The 5,097-nt window shown below is 66.8% G+C and carries 5 protein-coding genes; 1 reads left to right on the plus strand and 4 read right to left on the minus strand.

Features of this window, described 5'->3' with window-relative positions:
• On the plus strand, positions 1-1,421 hold a 1,421-nt coding region (locus ACXJKH_RS14260), incomplete at its 5' end, for a methyl-accepting chemotaxis protein (protein ID WP_457320202.1).
• Positions 1,422-1,456: 35 nt separating this feature from the next.
• Here ACXJKH_RS14260 and ACXJKH_RS14265 read toward each other — a convergent pair.
• From ACXJKH_RS14265 to ACXJKH_RS14280, 4 genes are all read right to left on the minus strand, one after another.
• Entirely contained in the window at positions 1,457-2,581 is a 1,125-nt protein-coding gene (locus tag ACXJKH_RS14265) for an acyltransferase family protein (protein ID WP_457320204.1), read from the minus strand.
• Between the two features lie 116 nt (positions 2,582-2,697).
• Positions 2,698-3,762 carry an ArsO family NAD(P)H-dependent flavin-containing monooxygenase gene (locus ACXJKH_RS14270; protein ID WP_457320206.1) on the minus strand — a complete coding sequence of 355 codons (1,065 nt, stop codon included), beginning with the start codon at positions 3,760-3,762 and terminating at the stop codon, positions 2,698-2,700.
• A 23-nt stretch (positions 3,763-3,785) separates the two neighbouring features.
• Positions 3,786-4,349: a DUF1003 domain-containing protein gene (locus ACXJKH_RS14275; protein ID WP_457320208.1), complete on the minus strand. Its 564-nt coding sequence runs from the start codon at positions 4,347-4,349 to the stop codon at positions 3,786-3,788.
• A 146-nt stretch (positions 4,350-4,495) separates the two neighbouring features.
• On the minus strand, positions 4,496-4,885 hold the full coding sequence (locus tag ACXJKH_RS14280; RefSeq protein ID WP_256777404.1) for a DUF2628 domain-containing protein: 390 nt from the start codon (positions 4,883-4,885) through the stop codon (positions 4,496-4,498).
• Positions 4,886-5,097 lie beyond the last annotated feature (212 nt).

Genomic DNA, 5,097 nt, shown 5'->3' on the forward strand with positions numbered 1-5,097 from the left:
AGGCCGACATGGCCCAGCGCCATGAGGCGGGCGAGCTCAGCTACCGGATGGATGCGCAGGCCTTCCCCGGTGCCTACGGGCGCATGGTGGACGACAGCAACCAGCTGGTCGGGGCGAACATCGCCGTCACCCGGCGCCTGGTCGAGGTGATGCAACGCTATGCGGTCGGCGATCTGTCCCAGGACATGGATCGCCTGCCGGGCGAACAGGCAAGCTTCACCGAGGCGATGGACACCACCAAGGCCAACCTGCGCGCGATCAACACCCAGATCCGCGACCTGGCCGGCGCGGCGGCGCTGGGCGATTTCAGCCAGCGCGGCGACGTGGTGCGCTTCGACCACGACTTCCGCGGCATGGTCGAGAACCTCAACACCATGATGCAGGTCAGCGACGACAACCTGCAGCAGATCTCCGCACTGCTGCGCGCGATCGCCGCCGGTGACCTCACCGCGCGCATGCAGGGCGAGTTCCACGGTGTGTTCGCGCAGATGCGCGACGATGCCGATACCACCGTCACCCAGCTGACCGACATCGTCGGCCGCATCCAGCAGGCCACCGACAGCATCAACCTGGCCGCTGGCGAGATCGCCTCGGGCAACAGCGACCTGTCGCGCCGCACCGAGCAGCAGGCCGCGAGCCTGGAGGAAACCGCGRCATCAATGGAGGAGTTGACCTCCACCGTGCGGCAGAACGCCGACCACGCCGTGCAGGCCAACCAGCTGGCCGCCAATGCAGCCGAGGTGGCGTCGCAGGGTGGGCAGGTGGTGGGCCAGGTGGTGACCACCATGGCCGGCATCGAGTCCTCGTCCAAGCGCATCGCCGAGATCATCTCGGTGATCGATGGCATCGCCTTCCAGACCAACATCCTGGCCTTGAACGCGGCGGTGGAAGCGGCGCGCGCGGGTGAGCAGGGGCGCGGTTTCGCCGTGGTCGCCTCGGAGGTGCGCGCGCTGGCGCAGCGCTCGGCCGGTGCGGCCAAGGAGATCAAGACCCTGATCGACGACTCGGTGGACCAGGTGACCCAGGGCTCGGCGCTGGTGCGGACCGCCGGGCGCACGATGGAAGACATCGTCAGCGGCGTGCGTCGGGTCAACGACATCATGGCCGAGATTTCGGCGGCCTCGAAGGAGCAGTCGGCCGGCATCGAGCAGGTCAACCAGACCATCACCCAGATGGACGAAACGACCCAGCAGAATGCCGCGCTGGTCGAAGAGGCCACTGCCGCCGCGCGGGCGATGGAGGAACAGGCGCAGCAGCTGGGTACGGCGGTGGCGATCTTCCGTATCGAGGCTGCCGCAGGCCGTGCGGCACCGGCGGGCCGGCGCGTGTCAGCGCCGACCGGGCGGGTGTCCGCCGCTGCGCGCGGTGCTGCCCGCGCGCCGATGGCGGCCGTGGCCGGTGACGACTGGCAGACGTTCTGAACACCCGGCGCGCCGTGGATCGGCGCGCATGCGGATCAACGCGTGGGATCGGTGCTGCCCGTGGCAGCGGTGCGATGGCCGTTGATGGCGGCCAGCACCCGATGCCCGGCACGGATGCCGGGCACTTCAATCAGGCGATAGCCCACGTAGGCCAGTGGCACTGCGATGGCCAAGGTCAGTACGGCGCAGAGCAGGTAGGCCAGATCGGCCTGCGGTACCAGCAGCTGGATGCGCCGGAATACAGGTATCAACAGCGCCACGACGATGGGGTGCGCCAGATACAGGGAATAGCTGATCTGGCCCAGGTAGGTGGTCACGCGGTTGACCACCAGCGACAGGGGAAATCGCGACATGCCGATCAGCAGTGCGGCATACGCGGCGCCGAACAGTATCCAGCCGATGCCGGCACTCACGGCGGCGCGCGCGCTGCCCCAGGTCAATCCCACCAGCAACAGGCCCGTGCCGACCAGCACCGTCATGCAGCAACGGCGGGCACGGTTGGATGGCATTGCCTGCAGGGCCATGAACAGATGGTAGGCAAGCAGGCCGTACAAGAACACGGGCAGGTGGCGCAGCAGGCCGTAGTCGCCTACCGCTGCTACACCCGCCGGACCCAGTACCCCTGCTCCGGCCAGCAGGCTGGCCAGCGTACCCAGGACAGCGGCGCCCCAGGCGCGCCGCGGGCGGTCGATGACCCGGAACAGCAGGGGAAACACGGCATAGAACAGCATCTCCACGCCGATCGCCCAGCTCGCCCAGACGATGCCGGCCTCCCATCCTTCGAAGAGGTTGAAGGTGAAGGTGACGTTGGCCAGGATTTCAGCGCTTGGATGACCCGCATGGCTGCCGCGACCGTCGCGCCAGATCGAGAAGGCCAGCAGCACGAAGAACAGCGGTGCGATACGGAACACCCGATGCAGGTAGAAGCTGAGCAATGGCGTCGGCGTGCGTGCGTGGCGCGGCATCGTGTATGCCAGCGAGAAGGCACTGATGACGAAGAACAGCGCCACGCCGGTGCCGCCCATCGCCAGTACCGCGCCCGTCACCGCTCCCGTCGCAAGCGCGGGTGACGGCATCGCCATGACGTGGAACAGCACCACATAGACGGCAGCCAGACCGCGTAGGGCATCCAGGAAAGCGAGTCGGTTTGGTGCGGCCATGACGGTCCTTGTCCAGGCGGGCGGCGATCATCGTCGGCTCGGCAGATCGCGCCCAGAATGGGAGAAATGATCGGCGCATGCTACCACCGGCGTACCGCGTCGCCCGGTGCGGCTACTCACTTTGCCGACGCCACGCCCAGATACGCCTGCACCTCGGCCACCGTACTGCGCGCGCTGCGGGTCACGCCGATCAGCGTGGCCGAGGCCATTCCGGTCCACTCGCCGTAGCCCACCAGCCAGAGTCCGGGCAGGTCGCGTGCGGCGGTGCCATCCAGCGCCACCCGGCCGTCCACGTCGATCACGCCAAGCGCGTCCAGGTGTTCGAGGGCCGGGCCGAAGCCGGTGCACCACACGATCGCATCGAAGGCGCGTTCGCTGTTATCGGCCCAGCGCGCACCGCGCGCGGTGAGGGCATCAAACATCGRCAGGCTGTGCAGCACGCCGCGTGCGCGTGCATCACGAACACTGTCGACCATCACGATGTCGCCCAACCCGCCGCTCGGCGGAGGGGGCGTCTGTCCGGCCTGCAGCGCGCGCCAGCGCTCGGTAGCGCGCTGGAACAGCACGTGCCCGTCCACATCGTCGGGCAGGAAGCGTGGGGGTGTCAGTGTGATCCAGTCCGAGTGCGCATGCTGCGACAGTTCCGCGTGAATCTGCGCGCCCGAGTTGCCAGCGCCCACCACCGCCACGCGCTTGCCTGCCAACGCGTCCGGGCCACGGTACTGCGCCGAATGCAGCTGCAGCCCGGTGAACGCCGCCTGGCCGGGGTAAGACGGCCACTGCGGGTTGCGCCAGGTGCCGGTGGCGCTGATCACCGCACGGGCATGCCAGTGGCGGCCATCATCGGCGATCAGCGTAAACCGGCCATCGAGGCACTCCACGCGCTGCACGCGTACCGGTCGCTGCACCGGCAGTGCGTAGCGCTGCTCATAGCGGCGGAGGTAGTCCACCACCGCATCGCGATCGGGGTAGCTGTCGGCAGGCAGTGGCATCGGCCAGCCGGCGATACCACTGGAAGAGGCCGGCGAGAACAGCCGCAGCGATGGCCACGCGTGCTGCCACGCGCCGCCCGCCGAGGGTTCGGCATCCAGCAGGCAGAACGTCAGGCCGCTGCGACGCAGGAAATAGCCCAGCGCCAGTGCGGCCTGGCCGCCGCCGGTGACCACCACGTCATGGGACATCGCGGCGAGGCGGTCCGCGCTGTTCAATCCGCGGGCGGGGGCGTCGGTGCGCGCGCCACCAGCTCGCTCAGCAGGTCGATCTGGCGTTGCTGCTGCTGCAGGATCTGCAGCAGCGTGTCATGGCTGACCGCATCCACTTTTTCATGCAGCGACATGATTTCCAGCTCGGCCTTGAGGTTCACCTCGTAGTCGTAGGCGGCCATCTGCCGGTCCTTCATCGCCTGCCGGTTCTGGCTCATCATGATCACCGGTGCCTGGATCGCCGCCAGCATCGACAGCATCAGGTTGAGGAAAATGTACGGGTAGGGATCGAATGCAGTCTTGCCCAGGATCTCGCTGTTGAGCGCCACCCAGATCACCAGGGCGGCACCGAACAGCAGGATGAAGTGCCACGACCCACCGAAGCTGGCGACCTTGTCGGCCAGCCGCTCGCCGAAGGTGGACTGCTCGGCCAGGCGACGGTTGGGGTCATCGACCACCACGCGCCGCCCGATCGCGCGTTTGGCGACGGCGTCCAGGTCATGGGTCTGTCGGCCCAGCCAGCGCGCGGCGCGTTCGAGGCGATCATTGTTCGGTGAGGTGGACATGGGAGACTCCAGGGCGCGGTTGCCGGCAGGGTGATCGGCGCTGGGGAAAGGACGGGTGAGGGTCGCGCCGCGGCCCATGCGGCAGAACGAAAAGGCCCGGTCTTTCGACCGGGCCCTGGATCAACATCAATCCCGCAAGGCAGCGCTTACCAGCGCATGCCCGCAAAGGGGTTCCAGCTGGTGTCGCCCTTCACTTTCTCCAGGTAATAGGAGTAGTTGGTGGTGAGTGCGATGAGCAGCGACCAGGCGATGCCGACGCCACGGCCGACGACGTCGGGCATGAACGACACCAGGATCATCAGCACGATGGTGATGCCCAGGATGGTCAGCGCCTTGCGCCACATGCCCAGGATGAGCAGGTAGATCCAGCTGAAGAACAGGGCGAAGAAGTTGAAGTTGACCTTGATCTTCTGGCCGAACGGCAGCTCCTTGTAGGCGGCCTTGAACGCCGGGGTATTGGGCGCGCCGTAGGTGTTGAAGAAGTTGAAGCGGAACTGCCACTTCGGGCTGAACTGAGGGGTAGAGGTGGAATCCATATCCGTCTTATGTGGGTTGTAAACGGTTACATGATAGCGGCTGCCTATGTGCGGCCGCCAGTTTTCTGTCGCGCCGGGCGGGTTATCTGTCGTAGTGCAGAACCCGTCACACATCTGTCCGCAATTTCATATAGGGTGCGCATTCCGCGCGGCAGGGAGCCCCGCGGGAATTGGAATGCAACGAGATAACCAGACCATGTCCAGTGTTGTGA

It is taken from the genome of Stenotrophomonas sp. P5_B8 (assembly GCF_054049855.1).